The organism is Phenylobacterium sp., assembly GCF_016793285.1.
Lineage (GTDB): Bacteria > Pseudomonadota > Alphaproteobacteria > Caulobacterales > Caulobacteraceae > Phenylobacterium.
In genome coordinates this window covers 1-15,672 of the sequence record NZ_JAEUMO010000206.1, presented here as the reverse complement: position 1 = coordinate 15,672, position 15,672 = coordinate 1, and the positions used below count along the sequence as shown (strand labels likewise).

The 15,672-nt window shown below is 70.3% G+C and carries 16 protein-coding genes; 10 read left to right on the top strand and 6 right to left on the bottom strand.

Features of this window, described 5'->3' with window-relative positions; translation table 11 throughout:
* The first annotated feature begins 97 nt into the window (after positions 1 to 97).
* The 3 genes from JNL41_RS17930 to JNL41_RS17920 all read left to right on the top strand — a co-directional run bounded on the left by JNL41_RS17930 (position 98) and on the right by JNL41_RS17920 (position 2,379).
* On the top strand, positions 98 to 775 hold the full coding sequence (locus tag JNL41_RS17930; protein ID WP_293477321.1) for a PEPxxWA-CTERM sorting domain-containing protein: 678 nt from the start codon (positions 98 to 100) through the stop codon (positions 773 to 775).
* Positions 776 to 935: 160 nt separating this feature from the next.
* Positions 936 to 1,796, top strand: coding sequence for an MBL fold metallo-hydrolase (locus JNL41_RS17925; protein ID WP_293477319.1), 861 nt, complete (start codon positions 936 to 938; stop codon positions 1,794 to 1,796).
* A 7-nt stretch (positions 1,797 to 1,803) separates the two neighbouring features.
* Positions 1,804 to 2,379 (top strand): histidine phosphatase family protein, encoded by a 576-nt coding sequence (locus tag JNL41_RS17920; RefSeq protein WP_293477317.1) that lies wholly within the window; start codon positions 1,804 to 1,806, stop codon positions 2,377 to 2,379.
* Position 2,380: 1 nt separating this feature from the next.
* Here the strand turns inward: JNL41_RS17920 and JNL41_RS17915 are convergent, their stop codons facing one another.
* Positions 2,381 to 4,000 carry a radical SAM protein gene (locus tag JNL41_RS17915; protein ID WP_293477315.1) on the bottom strand — a complete coding sequence of 540 codons (1,620 nt, stop codon included), beginning with the start codon at positions 3,998 to 4,000 and terminating at the stop codon, positions 2,381 to 2,383.
* 58 nt (positions 4,001 to 4,058) lie between these two features.
* A complete protein-coding gene (locus JNL41_RS17910) occupies positions 4,059 to 4,265 on the bottom strand; it encodes a hypothetical protein (protein ID WP_293477313.1) in 207 nt (68 codons plus the stop codon).
* Positions 4,266 to 4,470: 205 nt separating this feature from the next.
* On the opposite strand from JNL41_RS17910, the gene JNL41_RS17905 reads away from it, so the two are divergent.
* Genes JNL41_RS17905 through JNL41_RS17895 form a run of 3 tightly spaced genes read left to right on the top strand, consistent with a single transcriptional unit; the run spans position 4,471 to position 6,876 of the window.
* Positions 4,471 to 5,961, top strand: coding sequence for an NAD(P)/FAD-dependent oxidoreductase (locus JNL41_RS17905; RefSeq protein WP_293477311.1), 1,491 nt, complete (start codon positions 4,471 to 4,473; stop codon positions 5,959 to 5,961).
* A 58-nt stretch (positions 5,962 to 6,019) separates the two neighbouring features.
* On the top strand, positions 6,020 to 6,394 hold the full coding sequence (locus JNL41_RS17900) for a hypothetical protein (protein ID WP_293477309.1): 375 nt from the start codon (positions 6,020 to 6,022) through the stop codon (positions 6,392 to 6,394).
* Positions 6,391 to 6,876 (top strand): hypothetical protein, encoded by a 486-nt coding sequence (locus JNL41_RS17895; RefSeq protein WP_293477307.1) that lies wholly within the window; start codon positions 6,391 to 6,393, stop codon positions 6,874 to 6,876. The genes JNL41_RS17900 and JNL41_RS17895 overlap by 4 nt, the downstream gene beginning before the upstream one ends.
* Positions 6,877 to 6,928: 52 nt before the next feature.
* On the opposite strand, the gene JNL41_RS17890 is transcribed toward JNL41_RS17895, so the two are convergent.
* Positions 6,929 to 7,156 carry a hypothetical protein gene (locus tag JNL41_RS17890; protein WP_293477305.1) on the bottom strand — a complete coding sequence of 76 codons (228 nt, stop codon included), beginning with the start codon at positions 7,154 to 7,156 and terminating at the stop codon, positions 6,929 to 6,931.
* 101 nt (positions 7,157 to 7,257) lie between these two features.
* Between JNL41_RS17890 and JNL41_RS17885 the strand changes: the two genes are divergently transcribed.
* Both JNL41_RS17885 and JNL41_RS17880 read left to right on the top strand, forming a co-directional pair.
* Positions 7,258 to 7,872, top strand: a complete 615-nt coding sequence (locus JNL41_RS17885) for a glutathione S-transferase family protein (protein ID WP_293477303.1) — start codon at positions 7,258 to 7,260, stop codon at positions 7,870 to 7,872.
* Positions 7,873 to 7,917: 45 nt separating this feature from the next.
* Positions 7,918 to 9,354, top strand: a complete 1,437-nt coding sequence (locus JNL41_RS17880; protein WP_293477301.1) for an MFS transporter — start codon at positions 7,918 to 7,920, stop codon at positions 9,352 to 9,354.
* On the opposite strand, the gene JNL41_RS17875 is transcribed toward JNL41_RS17880, so the two are convergent.
* Together JNL41_RS17875 and kynU are read right to left on the bottom strand one after the other, a co-directional pair.
* Positions 9,351 to 10,910, bottom strand: coding sequence for a long-chain-fatty-acid--CoA ligase (locus JNL41_RS17875; protein WP_293477299.1), 1,560 nt, complete (start codon positions 10,908 to 10,910; stop codon positions 9,351 to 9,353). The genes JNL41_RS17880 and JNL41_RS17875 overlap by 4 nt on opposite strands.
* Positions 10,911 to 10,995: 85 nt before the next feature.
* Entirely contained in the window at positions 10,996 to 12,222 is a 1,227-nt protein-coding gene (gene kynU / locus JNL41_RS17870) for a kynureninase (protein ID WP_293477297.1), read from the bottom strand.
* A gap of 134 nt (positions 12,223 to 12,356) precedes the next feature.
* Here kynU and JNL41_RS17865 point away from each other — a divergent pair, with 134 nt between their 5' ends.
* A complete protein-coding gene (locus tag JNL41_RS17865; RefSeq protein ID WP_293477295.1) occupies positions 12,357 to 14,099 on the top strand; it encodes a CocE/NonD family hydrolase in 1,743 nt (580 codons plus the stop codon).
* A gap of 214 nt (positions 14,100 to 14,313) precedes the next feature.
* Here JNL41_RS17865 and JNL41_RS17860 read toward each other — a convergent pair whose 3' ends face one another.
* On the bottom strand, positions 14,314 to 14,853 hold the full coding sequence (locus JNL41_RS17860) for a sigma-70 family RNA polymerase sigma factor (RefSeq protein ID WP_293477293.1): 540 nt from the start codon (positions 14,851 to 14,853) through the stop codon (positions 14,314 to 14,316).
* A 247-nt stretch (positions 14,854 to 15,100) separates the two neighbouring features.
* Between JNL41_RS17860 and JNL41_RS17855 the strand changes: the two genes are divergently transcribed.
* On the top strand, positions 15,101 to 15,672 hold a 572-nt coding region (locus JNL41_RS17855), incomplete at its 3' end, for a DinB family protein (protein ID WP_293477292.1).

The following is a 15,672-nucleotide window of genomic DNA, read 5'->3' as shown; positions in this document are numbered from 1 at the left end:
GGGGGGTGCGACAAAGCGCCGTTCGCGCGGGACGCGAAGCCCGTTGAGGCGCAGGGCGGTCTGCCCTAATCGCCGCGCTCGACACGGAGATCACATCATGCAGTTCAAGTTCCTCTGCGCCGCCGCGACCGGCGCGCTGGCCCTCGCCGCCTCGGGCGCGGCCCAGGCCGCCTCGATCGTCGGCCTGTTCAACACGGGCGTCGACAACGCCGGCGTCTCGGTCGTGGGCCCCTCCATCGAGCAGCATTGGACGCTGGACGGCGGCACGGCCTACATCGGCGGCCAGAACGGCGTGTTCCCGCTGAACGGCCCCTGGCTGGCCGAGGACGCCACTTCGCGGTGGATCGGACCGACGGTGACCGCCGGCGAATCCACCGACCCGCGCAACGACGGCTTCTACGAATACAACCTGTCGTTCGTGCTGACCGCGGCTGAGGCCGCCGGCGCCTCGTTCACCGGCCGCTTCGCGGCCGACAACGCCGTGTCGTGGATCCGGCTGAACAACACCAACCTCGTGGGCAGCCAGTCGGGCGGCTTCTCGTCCTGGTCGGGCTTCGCGGCGACCTCGCCGGCCTTCCAGGCGGGCGTGAACAACCTGACCGTCCGCGTGATCAACTTCAGCCAGGACGGCGGCAACCCGAGCGGCCTGCGCGTCGAGTTCACCGGCTCCGACGTCGGCACGGCCGTGCCGGAGCCGGCCACCTGGGCGCTGATGATCGTGGGCTTCGGCGGCGCGGGCGCGATGCTTCGCCGTCGCCGCCCCGCGGTCGCCTGATCGCGGCGGCCAGCGACGCCTTGCGAAGGGCCCCGGTTCGCGCCGGGGCCTTTTTCTTTGCGCGATGGCTCGCCATTGGGCGACGGCTGGGCGCAGGCCCCTTGCGCGCCGGCGCGTCGGCCTGAGAAGGTCCGTGCAAACGAGCGTCGGGAGGAACGTCATGCTGAGCTGGCAGGTGGGCGCGGTGAAGATCACCCGTGTCGTCGAGATGCAGATGCCCATCCCCTACAGCCCCGACACCGTCTTCCTGAAGGAGGCGACTCCGGCCGAGCTGCGCAAGCTGCCGTGGCTCTACCCGCACTTCGTCGGCGAGAACGACGAGCTCCTGCTCTCCATCCACGCCCTGCTGGTCGAGGCGCCGGGCCTGCGCCTGGTGGTCGACACCTGCGTCGGCAACGACAAGCCCCGCGCCGGCATGACTGGGCCGGGCGGCCTGCAGACCCGGTTCCTGGCCTCCCTGGCCGAGGCCGGCTGGGACCGAGACGGCGTCGACGCTGTGGTCTGCACCCACATGCACGTCGACCACGTCGGCTGGAACACCATGCTGGTCGACGGCGCGTGGGTCCCGACCTTCCCGAACGCCCGCTACCTGCTGGGCCGCGCCGAGTTCGACCACTGGATGGGCGAGGGCGACGACGCGCAGAAGCAGATCCTGGCCGATTCCGTGCAGCCGGTGCTCGACGCGGGGCTCGTGGACTGGGTCCCGCTGGACCACGCGATATCGCAGGAGATCCGGCTGACGCCCACCATCGGCCACACGCCGGGCCACGTCAGCGTGGTGATCGAATCCCAGGGCGAGAAGGCCGTCATCACCGGGGACATGAGCCACCACCCCTGCCAGCTCGCCCATCCGCACTGGTCGCCGTCCTTCGACAGCGACCCGAAGGCGGCGGCCGCGACCCGCGCGCGGATGTTCGCCGAGTGGGCGGACGAGCCGACGCTGGTGATCGGCACCCACTATGCGGGCCCCACCGCGGGGCGGGTGCGTCGTGACGGCGCGGCCTTCCGGTTCGAGGTCTGAGGCGCCCATGGAACTGATCCTCGTCCGCCACGGCCTTCCGGAGCGCCGCGACGACACCGCCGACCCGCCGCTGAGCGACGTCGGCCACGACCAGGCCCACCGCGTCGCCGCCTGGCTCGCGGGGGAGAAGATCGACGCGATCTATTCCTCGACCATGCTCCGCGCCCGCCAGACGGCGGAGCCGTTCGCCGTCCGGCGGGCCTTCGACGTGAGCTGCCACGACGGCATCTGCGAGTTCGACCGCGACACCGGGACCTACATTCCGATGGAAGTGCTGAAGCGCGAGAACTACGAGGCCTGGCTGGCCATGGCGAGCGGCGAGCACCGCATCGACATCGACGGGTTCCAGAAGCCGGTGGTGGAAACGCTGGAGGCGATCGTCGACGCCAACCAGGGCAAGCGCGTGGCCGTCTTCTGCCACGGCGGGGTGATCAACGTCTGGACCGCGCATGTGCTGGGCATGCCGGCGCGCCTCTTCTTCGAGCCCGACTATACCTCGATCCACCGCTACATGTGCGCCCGCACCGGCCAGCGGAACGTGCTCAGCCTGAACGAGCGCGCCCACCTGCGGGAGCCTGCGTAGCTCAGGCGGCCGCCTCCAGGGCCTCCAGCAGCACCGCCTGGTTGCGGGCGACGAAGGCGTCGCGCTCGCGGATCGCCGTGGCCAGCGTCCGGTCGCAGAGGTCCTTGAGCGCCGCGGGCTCCGGGCAGGCGCCCACGCCGAACTCGTGCAGGTCGGCGAGCTTCTCGACGATCTCGAACAGCTCCTCGTTGCTGCGCGCGGTCAGCGCCTTCAGCGCCGTCTCGTAGGCGTCCGTGTCGGGGAGCGCCGGGAACAGCCGCCGCACGACCGCCACCTCCAGGTGCGCCCAACTGAGCTGCATGGTCAGCGCCCGCGGGCCGTGAACCCAGCCGGTGACCTCCACGATGCGCGCGAGGTCGGCGTAGAAGGCATCCAGCCGCGGATCCAGGAAGTCGTAGTCGGGCGTGACCACGTCGCCCTTCAGCCGCCCCGCAGCCTCCAGCGTCGCCTTGATCGGCGTGCCGTCGTAGGGGAGCATCTTGCAGAAGGTGGCGGGCGAGCAGCCGTCGCCGACGACGTCGCGCAGGAAGGCGATATTGGCCCGCACGGAGCGGAAGGTGCTGGACGGGTCGAGCAGCATGAAGCCGTACTCGAAGCGGATTCCGAGCGCCTTCAGCAGGCGCACCGCCGCGAGGTTCTGCTCGACAGTGATCTCCTTGTTGAGCGTGGCGAGACCGTCCGCATCGCCCGACTCCAGGCCCATGTAGACGAGGTAGAGCCCCGCGTCGCGCATGCGGCCGAGCAGGTCGGCGTCCACCGCGTCGGCCCGGCAGTTCAGCTTGAAGATCACCTTTTTCGACAGGCCGCTTTCGATCAGCTTGTCGACGAGGTCGTGCGCCCAGGCGCGCCACTTGGGCCCGAACATCGGGAAGTCGTCGTCCTGGAACAGGAAGACGGTGACGCCGCGCTGCTCGTAGAGCTCCGCCATCTCGCGCACCACCTCGGCGGTCTTGCGCAGGCGCACCACCTTGCCCGGCGCGGTGCGGTAGAAGGTGTGGATCGAGCAGAACGAGCAGGTCCGGGCGCAGCCGCGGCTGGCCAGGATCGGCATGCCCTGGCGCCCGAGGATCTCGGTCGGCGCGAAGTCGCGGTCGGGGAAGGGAAGGGCGTCCAGGTCGTGCGCGAGGTGGTGCGGCGGGTTGGCCTTCACGCCGCCCTCGTCGCGGTAGACGAGGCCGTCCAGCGCGCGCCAGTCGCCGCCGGCGCGCAGCGTTTCGACGAGGGCGAGCAGCGTCTCCTCGCCCTCGAAGCGGACCACGCTGTCGAGGTCGGGCGCGGCGTTCAGCGTCGGCTCGGCGGCCAGGCTGGGATAGTGCCCGCCCATGGTGAAATGGGCGTCCACGCCGGCGCGGCGCAGGCGGAACATCAGGTCGTCGTAGCGGCGGATGTAGTACTGGAAGATCAGCGAGAACCCGACCAGCAGCGGCCGGGCCTCGGCCACGATCCGCACGATCTCCTCGGGCGGCTGCTCGATGTCGATGACCCGGACGTCCCAGCCGGCGCGGCGCAGCACCGCCGAGAGATAGCCCAGGCCCAGGTTGCCCATCTTCTGGAAGCCGATGAGCGCGACCACGCCGCGCGCGTCGGCGACCGGCGCGGTCGCGCGGTCGCTCAGAGGCATGACGAAAGCTCCTGACGAGGAGGAAGGGCGGCGTCACGGACGCCGCCCGCGGGGCCGGTCAGCGCGTGGCGCCGATGGCCTTCTGCACGGCGTCGACCGCCTTGAGCTGCGCCTTCAGCATGTCCTCGTGCAGTTGGATCTGGACCTTGGCGATCTCGAGGATCTGCCGCTTGTCCAGGATGTCGATCAGGTAGGGCCAGGGCACCGGGTCGGCGTGCGGCCAGGGCCGGAATTCCAGACGCGACAGACGTTCGACGTCGGCCATGAGACAGCTCCTTGTCTGCGAGGCCCCCGACCACCCCTAGGTTGAAACAACGCCACTATAGGGCGCGAATTACCTACCTTGGCGAGTGGAACGAGTCGATTTCACGCAACGGTGATACGCGCCACGGCCCGCGCGCCTTTGCGGCTGGTAAGTTATCGGCGTTCAGTTATATCTGCGCGAAACAACGACAGGGTGGGGGCGCAGCATGGCGGTCGAGCACTTCGACGTGGTGATCGTGGGGGCCGGCCTTTCGGGCGTCGGCGCAGGCTACCACCTCAAGACCGCGTGCCCCGACCGCAGCTACGTCATCCTCGAAGGCCGCGACGCCATCGGCGGCACCTGGGACCTGTTCCGGTATCCGGGCATCCGCTCGGACTCCGACATGTACACCCTGGGCTACGCCTTCAAGCCGTGGACGCAGGCCAAGGCCATCGCAGACGGCCCGTCGATCCTGAAGTACGTCCGCGAGACGGCGTCCGAAAACGGCATCGACCGGCGCATCCGCTACAACCACCTCGTCAAGCGCGCGTCCTGGTCGACCGAAGACGCCCGCTGGACCGTCGAGGCCGAGGTGGGCGGCGCGACCCAGCGCTTCACCTGCAACTTCCTGTTCCTCTGCGGCGGCTACTACTCCTACGAGGGCGGCTACACCCCCGAGTTCCCGGGCGTCGAGCGCTTCCGGGGCGCGCTGGTCCACCCGCAGACGTGGCCCAGGGACCTCGACTACGCGGGCAAGAAGGTCGTGGTGATCGGCTCGGGCGCCACGGCGGTGACGCTGGTCCCCGAGATGGCCCGGACCGCCGGCCACGTCACCATGCTGCAGCGGTCGCCGACCTATGTGGTGAGCCGTCCGGCCGAGGACGCCATGGCCAACTGGCTGCGCGCCCGGTTGCCCGGCAAGCTCGCCTACGACATCGTGCGCTGGCGCAATGTCCTGGGCGGCATGTGGTTCTTCAACCTGGCCCGCAAGAAGCCCGAGGCCGTGAAGGCCAACATCATCAGGATGGTGCGCGAGCAGCTCGGTCCGGACTACGACGTCGATCGCCATTTCACGCCCAGCTACAACCCCTGGGACCAGCGCCTCTGCCTGGTGCCCGACGCCGACATGTTCAACGAGATCAGGTCGGGGCGCGCCTCCGTCGTCACCGACCACATCGAGACCTTCACCGAGACGGGCATCCGCCTGCAGTCGGGCCAGGAGCTGGAGGCCGACGTCGTCGTCTCCGCCACCGGCCTCGTGCTGGAGGTCTGGAACGGCATCGAGGTCAGCGTCGACGGCCGCAAGGTCGATGCGTCGCGGACGCTCTCGTACAAGGGCATGATGTACGAGGGCGTGCCGAACATGGCCTCGGCGTTCGGCTACACCAACGCCTCGTGGACCCTGAAGTGCGACCTGACGTGCGAGTACGTCTGCCGCGTCCTGAACCACGTGAAGCGGACCGGCGCGCGCCAGGCGATGGCCGTCAACGACGATCCGACCGTGGCGTTCGAGCCCTGGCTGGATTTCTCGTCCGGCTACGTCCAGCGCGCGATGGCCAGGTTCCCCAAGCAGGGCGACCGGACGCCGTGGAAGCTGAACCAGAACTACGCCCTCGACCTGATGAGCCTGCGCTACGCCAAGCTCGAGGACGGCGTGCTGCGGTTCACAAACCGCGAAGGGCAGGCGGCGAAGGTTCCCGAAAAGCTTGCCGCCTAAGCCGCTTGACCTACGCCTGTAAATTTGCTCCGTCTTACGTGTGTACTACGGAGTTTTCATGGCCCCCGTGAAGCAGAACCAGAAGCAGAAATGGGTCGGGCCGACGATCCTGGGGGCCATCGACGGGCCGCCGTGCCCGCAGGTCAGCGAGGCCGAACTGCTGGCCGCGCCCCGGGGCCTGCGCCGCTCGGACTACGGCGAGGTCAGCTTCGAGCGCAGCAAGGGCGAGATCGAGTGCGCCACGATCTACGTCGACGGCGGCAGGGGCGACGAGAACTACCCGGTCTGCCAGTTCGACCGGCCCAGCGACCTGCGCATCCGCACCGCCAAGGGAGAGTGGCGCTTCCGCCCGGGGCCCGGCGTGCCGGCCACCGTCTCGACCCGCGGGGGCGTCGCGCGCTGCGTGATGGCCACCGCCGAGAAGCCCGCGTGAGCCCCGTGCGTCGCCGGCGGCTCAGTGGCGGGCAGAAGCTCGCCATTGCGGGCTTCGCGCTCGTGTTCCTGGGCTTCGCCGCCTGGCTCTACGGCGGCAGCTATCTGCGCCAGCGCGACTTTGCCCTGGGCCGTGCGCGCGAGGCGGCCGTCGAGGGCCCGCCGTGCCCTGAGATCACCCGCGCGCAGTTCGAGGCCCAGCGGCTCAGGAAGTTCAAGACCACGCTCTACGAGGGCGTCGTCTTCGGCCGCCAGTTCGGCCACATGGACTGCTCGATCCTGCGCTACGGCGGCGGCTGGAGCCCGCAGAGCTATCCGGTCTGCCAGTTCACCGGCCCGGGGCTGCTGTCGGTGAAGACGGCCAGGGGCGAATGGTTCTACGCTCCGGGCGTCGGCAAGCCTGCCAGCGTCGGCGCCCCGCACGGCGAGGCCCGGTGCGTGATGGCCTCGAACTTCACCGTGCAGAAGCTGATCGCGCGGTAGCGCTCACATCTGCAACACACGCCATCCCCGGGGCTTGTCCCGGGGAGTCGCTTCAGCAGGCGTGGCAGTCCGCGGCGGGTCGTTCGACCGGCAACGGCGCTTCCGCGCCGCCTGCGCCGCCCAGCGGGCGTCGGTTGGTGACGAAGTGTCCGTCGTCTGGCGGCGGATACCGGCCGGGGCGCGCCTTGGGCCGCGAGAGCTGTCCCTTGAGGCGCGACAGGAAATCGTCGAGGCTCTCGTCGGAGCCCGTCAGATCCTTGCGGAAACTGCGCTCTTGCATGACGCGGCGGTATACGCCCATCGGGCGAGTGATTCCAGTGCGCAAGGAACATTGTGATCCGGCGCGGACCAGAATTTCGAGAACAGGGAAGGGGACTTACAGTGAAGCTCTACACCTCGATCGGGCCCAATCCGCGGGTCGTGAAGATGTTCATGGCCGAGAAGGGCATCGACCTGCCGCGGACCGAAGTCGATCTGCGCGGCGCCGAGAACCGCCAGGAGCCCTATCTTGCGGTGAACCCCTCCGGCCAGACCCCCTGCCTCGAACTCGACAACGGCGACACCGTCGCCGAGATCACGGCCATCTGCGAGTACCTCGAGGAGAAGCACCCGAACCCGCCGCTGGTCGGCACGAACGCCGAGGAGCGTGCGGCCACCCGCATGTGGACCCGCCGCGTCGACCTGAAGGTCTGCGAGCCGATGGCCAACGGCTTCCGGTTCGGCGAGGGCCTGCCGATGTTCAAGGATCGCCTGCGCTGCCTGCCCGAGGCCTCGCCCGGCCTGAAGGCCGTGGCGCAGGACGGCATCCAGTGGCTCGAGGCGAACATGAAGGGGCCCTGGATCGCCGGCGACCGGTTCACGCTGGCGGACATTCTGCTGTTCTCGTTCATGGATTTCGGCGCCGTCGTCGGTCAGCCGATCGACCCGGCCAACAAGAAGGTGGTCGACTGGTTCGAACGCGTGAAGGCGCGGCCGTCCGCGGCGGCCAGCGCCTGACACCAAAGGCGCGCCGGCGGGTTACCCTTCCGGATGCCCGCTCCTGTGCAGAGTACCGTCGCCGATCATACTGACGCCCGGCCGGCCGAGGCCGACGGCCTGCCGGCGCCGCGCCGCTACTGGTCGGCGGCCGCCATCTGGCTGGCGATGACCATGTCGGTGCTGGACGGGGCGATCGCCAACGTCGCCCTGCCCACCATCGCGCGCGAACTCCGGACCGACCCGGCCTCGGCGATCTGGATCGTCAACGCCTACCAGTTGGCGATCACGGTGACCCTGCTGCCCCTGGCCGCGCTGGGCGACAAGCTGGGCTACCGGCGCGTCTACATGGTGGGCCTGGCGGTCTTCACCGCAGGCTCGCTGGGCTGCGCCTTGTCGAACAGCCTGGAGACGTTGACCGCCGCGCGGGTGCTGCAGGGCCTGGGCGCCGGGGCGATCATGAGCATCAACTCGGCGCTGGTCCGCTTCACCTATCCGCGGGCGCAGCTCGGTCGCGGCATCGGCCTGAACGCCATCGTCATCTCGGTGTCGGCCGCCATCGGCCCGACCGTGGCCTCGGCGATCCTGGCGCGGGCGTCGTGGGAATGGCTGTTCGCCATCAACCTGCCGATCGGCCTCGTCGCCATCGCCATGGCCGCCTTCGCCCTGCCGCGGACCGAGGGGTCGCGCCGGCCGTTCGACGTCGCGTCGGCGGTGCTGAACGCGCTCACCTTCGGCCTGCTGATCCTGGGCGCCGAGCGCGCGGCGCGCGACGGGCCCGTGGCGGGCGGCGCGCTGCTGGCCGCCGGCGCCGTCGCGGGGGTCCTGCTGGTCCGGCGCGAGCTGCGCCGCGACGCCCCGCTGGCGCCGGTGGACCTGCTCCGGATCCCGATCTTCGGCCTCTCGATCGCCACCTCGATCGTCTCGTTCACCGCCCAGATGATGGCCTTCGTGGCGCTTCCCTTCTACTTCCAGGGGCCGCTGGGCCGGACGGCCGTGCAGACGGGGCTCCTGATGACGCCGTGGCCGCTGGCGGTGGGCCTGTCGGCGGCGGTGGCCGGACGCCTGGCCGACCGTTACCGCGCCGGCGCCATGGGGGCGATCGGGCTCGCCGCGCTGGCGGCGGGCCTGGCGGCGCTGGCGTTGGTCTCGCCGCACGCGAGCGACCTCGACATCGCCTGGCGCATGGCGCTCTGCGGCCTGGGCTTCGGCTTCTTCCAGACCCCCAACAACAAGGCGATGATCACCAGCGCGCCCATGGACCGCAGCGGCGCGGCCGGCGGCATGCTCGCCACCGCACGGCTGCTGGGCCAGACGGCAGGCGCGGTGGGGACCGCAGTGGTCTTCCATGTGTCGGGAACGGCCGGCGCGCCGTCGGCCCTGGGCATCGCCGCAGGCCTGGCCGCGCTGGCCGCCGCGGTCAGCCTCTCGCGCCTGCGCCTCGCGCCGCGCGCGCGGCCGTTGCCGCCCGACGAGGTCGGCTCGGAGGCGGCGGGGCCCTAGCCGACCTTGCGGTCGCGGCCTTCCCAGTACGGCTTGCGCAGTTCGCGCCGCAGCACCTTTCCGGACGGGTTGCGGGGCAGGGCGTCGATGAAGTCGACGGTCTTGGGCGCCTTGTAGGCGGCGATCCGCTGACGCGCGTAGGCGATCACGTCCTCGGGCCTCGGGGCGGCCCCGGGCGCGGGCACGACGATCGCCTTCACGGCCTCGCCCCACCTGTCGTCCGGCACGCCGATGACGGCGGCGTCGGCGACGCCGGGACAGCCCAGGATCGCGTTCTCCACCTCGGCCGGATAGACGTTCTCGCCGCCCGACACGATCATGTCCTTCACCCGGTCGTGGACGAAGAAGAAGCCGTCCTTGTCCATGAAGCCGGCGTCGCCGGTGCGGAGCCACCCGTCGGGCCGGATGGTGTCGGCGGTGGCTTCGGGGCGATTCCAGTAGCCGGCCATGACGATCGGTCCGCGGATCTCGATCTCGCCGATCTCGCCCGGCGCGACCTCGTTGCCCTCGTCGTCGGCGATGCGGGTCTCCAGCGTCGCCCACGGCCGGCCGCAGGAGCGGAGCAGCTCGCCCCTGTGCTCGGCCGGCGCCAGGGTCGTGCCGGCGCCGGTGGTCTCGGTCATGCCGTAGAACTGGATGAAGCCGCAGCCGAACACCTCGGTCGCCTTCGCCAGCACCGCCTCCGAGATCGGCGAGGCGCCGTAGCTCACGGTCTTCAGGCTGGAGAAGTCTGCCTGCTCGACGCCCGGCGTCTGCAGCAGCGCATTGATCATCACGGGCGCCAGGAAGACGTGCGCGACCCGCTCGGCGCCGAAGGCGTCCAGCACGTTCTTCGGCGCGAACTCGGCCTGCAGCACCACGCGCCCGCCCGAGGCCATCCCGGCGAAGCTGATGTTGGTCCCGGCCACATGGAACATCGGCATCAGGATCAGCACCGTGTCGTCGGGTTCGTAGGAGAAGCCGTCCACCAGGGCGCGCAGGTTCAGGAACGCGGTGTAGTTGGCGTTGGAGAGCCGCACGCCCTTGGGCAGCCCCGTGGTGCCCGAGGTGTAGAGCTGCAGCACGTCGTCGTCGGGCGTCGGGTCGTCCAGGGTCGGGGCCGGCGCGGCGTCGCGCAGGTCGGCGTAGCTCATGAAGGCGGGCGCGGAACCGCCCACGCCGATCGCCAGCACCTCGCGGTCCACCTGGTTCAGCACCGCCTCGGCGGCGGCGAAGAACTCGGGCGTCACGAAGAACACGTCGGCGCCGGAGTCCTGCAGGATGAAGGCGATCTCGGGCACGGCCAGGCGCGAGTTGATCGGCGCAAAGCAGGCGCGGGCCTTCGCGACCCCGAAGAAGATCTCGTACCAGGCGTCGGACGGCCGCCCGAGCCACGCCACCCGGTCGCCCGGCTTCACGCCCAGTTTCTGCAGCATGCCCGCCACCTGGTCCGATCGCCGGTCCAGTTCGGCATAGGTCAGGTCGCGGCCCTCGAAGTGGACGGCGACGCGACCGCCGCGGTCGCGGCCATGCACGCGTGGAATGTCGATCAGAAGCTGGATGGGATCGTCGCTCATGGCCCGCCGGTTTCCTCGCATGGGCGTGTCGTCCGCCCTTCGCCGGCATTGCTAGCAACGGGCGCCGCGGCGGGGAAGCTTGCCCTCAGGTCACCGCGGCGCGGGTGCGGAACTCGGGGCGCTCGAACGCCCGGCTCGCGAGCACCTCGCGCAGGATCTCGACCGCGTCCCAGACCTCGGCGTGGCCGAGGTAGAGCGGCGTGAAGCCGAAACGGCAGATGTCCGGGTCGCGGAAGTCGCCGATCACGCCCCGGGCGATCAGCGCCTGCACCAGCGCATAGCCGTCGGCGTGGGCGAACGAGACGTGCAGGCCCCTGCGCGCCACGTCCCGTGGGCCGACCAGCGTCAGCCCGTACCCCGCGCAGCGGTCCTCGACGAGGCGGATGAACAGGTCGCAGAGGCTGCGGCCCTTCGCGGCGACGGCCTGGGGCGTGACGGAGAGGTGCGTGTCCACCCCGCACTCCAGGGCCGCGATGCCGAGGATCGGCGGCGTTCCGCAGAGCTGGGCGCGGATGTCCGGCGCAGGACTGTAGCGCGGTTCGAACGCGAACGGCGCGGCGTGGCCCATCCAGCCCGACAGCGGCGTCGCGATCGCGCCCTGATGCCGCTCGGCCACATAGAGGAACGCGGGCGCGCCCGGCCCTCCGTTCAGGTGCTTGTAGCCGCAGCCGACGGCGAGGTCGGCCCGCGCGCCGTTCAGGTCGCAGCCCACCGCGCCCGCCGTATGGCTGAGGTCCCAGAGCATCAGCGCGCCCCTGTCGTGCGCCGCCGCCGTCACCGCCGCCATGTCCCAGACCTCGGCCGTCGCGTAGTGGACGTGGGTCAGCATCACCAGCGCCGTGTCGTCGCCGATCGCACCCAGGACCTCCGCGCGCGGCAGGACCTCCAGCGTCGCCCCGGCCAGGCGCGCCAGGCCCTCCAGCACGTAGACGTCGGTGTGGAAGTTGCCGGCCTCGGTGACGATCTTCCGCCGCCCGGGCCTGAGCGACAGGGCGCCTGCCGCCAGCTTGTAGAGGTTCACCGAGGTGGAGTCGGCCACCACGACCTCGGTGGCCCTGGCGCCGATCAACCGCGCGATCTTGCCGCCCACGCGCTGCGGCGCCTCGATCCAGCCGGCCTTGTTCCAACTGGTGATGAGGTCCTGGCCCCACTGGCGCAGCAGCAGGTCCTCCATCGTGGGGTAGACGCTGCGCGGGATCGGGCCCAGCGAATTGCCGTCGAGGTAGATCACGCCCTTGGGCAACTCGAACAGCTCCCGCGACCGCCTGAGCGGGTCGTCGCGGTCCAGAGCTTCGGCGTCGGCGCGGATCATGGCGGCGCTTCTACCACGCTCGACCGATCGGTGTGGATTTCCACCGCGAAAGGACGGCGCGCCCGGCCCGTGCTTAGATGGCGACGACAGGGCTGAAGATGCGGGCGCGAAGACCCGCGGAGGGAACGGACCACATGACAAGCTGGCGCAAGTTGGCGTTCGCCTCGACGGCGGCGCTTCTCCTGGCGACGGCCGCCGATCCGGCGGTCGCGCAGCGGCGCGCGGCGGCCTCGCCCGCCGCCGAGAAGCCTGCGCCGTGGCCGGGCCTGCCGCCGGGCGCGACGGAAGAGTACATGCTCCTGCGAGACGGTGTCCGGCTGGCGGCCAACGTCTTCAAGCCCGCGGGGACGGGCCCCTGGCCGGTGGTGCTGACGCGCACGCCATACCTCAAGGACGGCCGCATCGACCCCAAGGCCGATCCCAGGGGCGACGAGAACCGCAAGCGCCTGGTGGCGCAGGCCAGGCGCTACACCGATGCTGGCTATGTGCTCGTCGTCCAGGACGTGCGCGGCAAGGGCCGCTCGCAAGGGTTCTATTCCGCGTTCGAGACCGACATCGAGGACGGCTACGACGCCGTCGAGTGGGCGGGGACGCAAGCCTGGTCCAACGGCAAGGTCGGCATGACCGGCGGCTCGGCGCTGGGCATCACCGCGAACTCCGCCGCCATGGCCGCACCGCCGCACCTGACGGCGGCCTATGTGGTGGTGGCCCCTGCCGACCGGCTCTCGTACAGCTATCCGGGCGGCGTGCTGAAGGAGAAGGACACCATCGGCTGGCTGCGCGGGCAGGGCGTGTCGGAAGAGGTGCTGAACCGCACCCGCAACCGGGCGCTGGACGACGTGTCGTGGAACCGCGTCGCGATGACCGCGAACCGCAAGTACATCCAGATCCCGATCTACAACGTCGGCGGCTGGTACGACATCTTCAACGGCGGCACCGTCGACAACTTCGAGTACCTGCAGAACCACGGCGCCCCGGGGGCGCGGGGCAACCAGAAGCTGACGATGGGTCCGTTCGGCCACGGGAACCTGTCGGGCGACCTCGCCTATCCCGGCTCGGACCGTCTCGCCCTCGGCGGCGATCAGGAGATCCGCTGGTTCGACCACTGGCTGAAGGGCCAGGACAACGGGATCATGGCCGAGCCGCCGGTCCAGTACTTCATGATGGCCAGCGCCAAGAAGGACGCCTTCTCGCCCAAGAACCGGATGCTGACCTCGGCCAACTGGCCGCCGGCCTACCGCGAGGTGCGCTACTATCCGAGCGGCGGCGACGACCTCACGACCGCGGCGCCCACGGCCGACGAGAAGAAGACGTCCTACCGCTACGACCCGGCCAGCCCGGTCCCGACTTTCGGCGGCGCCAACCTCACGTTCGAGCGCGGCCCGGAAGACCAGCGCAAGATCGGCCGACGGCAGGACTACCTGCGCTTCTCGACCCCGCCGCTGGACAAGGACGTGGCGATCGCCGGGCCCGTGAAGGTGGAGCTCTGGGCCGCGACCGACGGACCGGACACCGACTTCGTCGCCAAGCTGGTGGACGTCTATCCCGACGGCTACGAGGCCCTGGTGCTGGACGCCCCGATCCGGGCCCGATTCCGCAACGGCCGCATGCCGCAGGACATCCGCATGATGACCCCCGGCGCGCCGGAGAAGCTCGAGATCGACCTCTGGCCGACGGCGCTGACCTTCGAGAAGGGCCACCGCATCGCGCTGCACATCTCCTCGTCGAACGCGCCCCGCTTCGAGGTCAACCCCAACACCGGCGAGCCGGCCGGCGGCAAGGCGAAGCCCCGGGTGGCGGTGAACACGATCTACATGGACGAGGCCCACCCGACCGCGCTGGTCCTCCCGGTGGTGTACCCGCTCGATCTCAGGTGAACGCGCGCTCGACGCCCGCTGTTCGCCGCGGGATCGGGCGTGTAGGCTCGGCCCCCGGGGACTGGGCTGTGGGGGCCGATGACGAACCGCAAGGGGGCGGCCGCGCTGGACGCGGCGTTGAAGGGTGCGTTCCGGAAGCTGGAAGACCGGGGCGTGCCCGAGCATGTGATGCGCGTGGTGGATCAGCTCGACGAGGCGGCGGAAGACGAAGCCGCTAGGCTGTCCCCAGGATCGCGCCCGTCTCCAGAGCCATGACGTCGGCCGGCTCGTCCGCGTCCATGATCTTGAGCAGGCGCGCCCGCGCCCGGTTCACCCGGCTCTTGATGGTGCCCAGCGCACAGCCGCAGATCTCGGCCGCTTCCTCGTAGGAAAGCCCTGCCGCGCCCACGAGGATCAGCGCCTCGCGGTGTTCGGCCGGGAGCTGCTGCAGGGCGTCCTGCAGCGAGCGCACGGCGACGGTCCAGTCCTGGGTCGGCGGCGTCTTCAGCGTGCTGGCGTACTCGCCGGTCTCGTCGCGCACCTCGCGGCGGCGGCGCAGGACGTTCGTGTAGTAGGTGTTGCGCAGGATCGTGAAGAGCCATGCGCGGAGGTTGGTGCCGGGCTCGAACTTGTCGCGGTTGGACCAGGCCTTGATCAGCGTGTCCTGCACGAGGTCGTCGGCGTCGGATCCGTTGTGGCTCAGGGACCACGCGAAAGCCCGGAGCGCGGGGATCAGGCTCACGACGTCGTCGCGCCAACTCGACACGGAACTCATGCAGACCCCTTTTGGTGCTTCCGGCGGCTCGACCGGAACATCGGCGGCCGGCATCCGGTTGAACGCAAGGGTTGAGAGACCGTTCCGGCCAAAAGCGGGCGGCCTGCGGAACTGTGTGTCCGAAAGCGGCGTTCGCGGACAGGCGATGCCGACTGCGCACAGCCGGGAGACGTTGCCGCGTTCTGGTTTCGTCCCCATCTTCCCGCGCGGGAGATGCGCCACGCGGCGTTCGAGAGGGAACTTGGTGATGCGCGAGACCGACCATCGGCCTGACGACCGGGTGCGCCCCGGAACGCCGGCGCCCGCCAGCGACGCCTTCGCCCGCTACCGCGCCGTGCGGCGAGGGACCGAGGCGCTGATCCGTTCGCTGACGCCGGAGGACATGGGCGCCCAGTCGATGCCCGACGCCAGCCCGACGAAGTGGCATCTGGCGCACGTCGCTTGGTTCTTCGAGACCTTCATGCTGGTCCCGCATCTGCCGGGCTACCGGGTGTTCGATGCGAGGTTCGGCTACCTCTTCAACTCGTACTACGAGGCGGTGGGGCCGCGGCAGCCGCGGCCGGCCCGTGGCCTCGTCACGCGCCCGTCGGTGGCCGACGTACTCGCCTATCGCGCGCATGTCGACGCCGGCATGGAGCGTCTGCTGGCGGACGGGGCGGGCGAGCTCGCGGCCCTGCTGGACCTGGGCCTCGCCCATGAGGAGCAGCATCAGGAACTGATCCTGATGGATATCCTGCACCTCTTCGCCCAGTCGCCGCTCAGCCCCGCCTTCGCGCCTCCGCGGGCCAGCCTCGCCGCCGATCCCGGCCCGATGACCTT

Bases quoted from the DNA above. Each gene is read 5' to 3' on its own strand.
- JNL41_RS17930 (WP_293477321.1), top strand. From the start codon at position 98: ATGCAGTTCAAGTTCCTCTGCGCCGCCGCGACCGGCGCGCTGGCCCTC.
- JNL41_RS17925 (WP_293477319.1), top strand. From the start codon at position 936: ATGCTGAGCTGGCAGGTGGGCGCGGTGAAGATCACCCGTGTCGTCGAG.
- JNL41_RS17920 (WP_293477317.1), top strand. From the start codon at position 1,804: ATGGAACTGATCCTCGTCCGCCACGGCCTTCCGGAGCGCCGCGACGAC.
- JNL41_RS17915 (WP_293477315.1), bottom strand. From the start codon at position 4,000: ATGCCTCTGAGCGACCGCGCGACCGCGCCGGTCGCCGACGCGCGCGGC.
- JNL41_RS17910 (WP_293477313.1), bottom strand. From the start codon at position 4,265: ATGGCCGACGTCGAACGTCTGTCGCGTCTGGAATTCCGGCCCTGGCCG.
- JNL41_RS17905 (WP_293477311.1), top strand. From the start codon at position 4,471: ATGGCGGTCGAGCACTTCGACGTGGTGATCGTGGGGGCCGGCCTTTCG.
- JNL41_RS17900 (WP_293477309.1), top strand. From the start codon at position 6,020: ATGGCCCCCGTGAAGCAGAACCAGAAGCAGAAATGGGTCGGGCCGACG.
- JNL41_RS17890 (WP_293477305.1), bottom strand. From the start codon at position 7,156: ATGCAAGAGCGCAGTTTCCGCAAGGATCTGACGGGCTCCGACGAGAGC.
- JNL41_RS17875 (WP_293477299.1), bottom strand. From the start codon at position 10,910: ATGAGCGACGATCCCATCCAGCTTCTGATCGACATTCCACGCGTGCAT.
- kynU (WP_293477297.1), bottom strand. From the start codon at position 12,222: ATGATCCGCGCCGACGCCGAAGCTCTGGACCGCGACGACCCGCTCAGG.
- JNL41_RS17865 (WP_293477295.1), top strand. From the start codon at position 12,357: ATGACAAGCTGGCGCAAGTTGGCGTTCGCCTCGACGGCGGCGCTTCTC.
- JNL41_RS17860 (WP_293477293.1), bottom strand. From the start codon at position 14,853: ATGAGTTCCGTGTCGAGTTGGCGCGACGACGTCGTGAGCCTGATCCCC.